Origin of the sequence: Xenorhabdus sp. BG5 (genome assembly GCF_015163665.1) — a bacterium.
GTDB lineage: Bacteria > Pseudomonadota > Gammaproteobacteria > Enterobacterales > Enterobacteriaceae > Xenorhabdus.
On the sequence record NZ_JADEUG010000080.1, the window covers coordinates 1 to 1,247 of the forward strand.

1 protein-coding gene is annotated in these 1,247 nt (G+C 52.2%); it reads left to right on the forward strand.

Annotated elements, in window-relative coordinates:
• The first annotated feature begins 66 nt into the window (after positions 1–66).
• A protein-coding gene (locus IQ209_RS17880) for an IS3 family transposase (RefSeq protein ID WP_193852527.1) occupies positions 67–1,238 on the forward strand; the annotation gives its coding sequence in 2 pieces (ribosomal slippage) (positions 67–328 and positions 328–1,238; 1,173 coding nt in all).
• Positions 1,239–1,247 lie beyond the last annotated feature (9 nt).

A 1,247-nucleotide genomic window follows, 5' to 3' on the forward strand; every position in this document is an offset into this window, starting at 1 on the left:
TGGTATAAGGCTCTCGGACACGTCAAAAGCCTGCTCATGTTATTAACATGACAATGAGGTGTAGCGATGAAATTGAAACCCAACAAACGCCACTATTCTACTGAATTTAAGCTGGAAGCGGTTCAACAGGTGATTCTCCATCAGCAGCGGGTTGTTAAGGTCGCCCATTCACTGGGGATTGATGCTAGCACCCTGGGAAAATGGGTTCGCCAATACAAGACGGAAATGCAGGGAATAACGCCTGTAGGTAAAGCATTAACACCGGAACAACGCCAGATACAGGCCTTAGAGAAACAGGTGAAACGCCTGGAAATGGAAAAAGAAATCCTAAAGCAGGCGGCCGTGCTGATGAGCGAGATGCGCCGTGGCGCTATGCGTTGATCACACGGCTGAGTTTCCGATGGCCGATCACGGCATTATGCCAGGCGCTTGAGGTGTCACGCAGTGCCTATTATGACTGGCGACAACGCCCCATCGATACGGAACGGATGCAGTTACGCATCCGGGGGCGTGAACGGTATAACCAAAGTCGTGGAGCGATAGGCAGTCGCACATTGAGTCATTTACTGACTAATGAGGGCCGGCCGGTTGGACGCTGGAAGGCCAGACGATTAATGCAGGAATGTGGTCTCCAAAGTTGTCAACCGGGGGCTCACCGTTATCGCCCGGCCGGTGAAGCCCATCCCGCTTCGCCGACTCTCTTGCGGCAACAGTTTGCACCGGTATGCCCAAATACCCACTGGTGCGGAGACATCACGTATATTCGTACAACAGAGGGATGGTGCTATCTGGCCGTGGTGACCGATTTATTTTCCCGCCGGGTTGTCGGGATGGCCATCGCTTCTTCGCCGGATGCGGGGCTGGTCTGCCGGGCATTGAATAATGCCCTGGAAACCCGTCATCTTGAGGGCCGGCTGATTTTTCATTCCGACCAGGGAAGTCAATACAGCAGCAAACGGTTTCGCCGCCTGCTCTGGCGAAATAAGCTTATCCAAAGCATGAGCCGCAGAGGCAACTGCTATGATAATTCACCGATGGAACGGGTATTCCGGAGTTTGAAAAGTGAATGGATCCCGCCAGAAGGCTATCGGGACATTCATGATGCCATGAGGGATATCACCAACTATTTGGGCGGGTATTACAATGACATCCGTCCTCATCGCTTTAATGGGGGAATTTCTCCCGCTGAATATGAAAGACTGTGGGAAGAGGCTAGAAATGTGTCCGAAACTTCTTGACCGCTACAT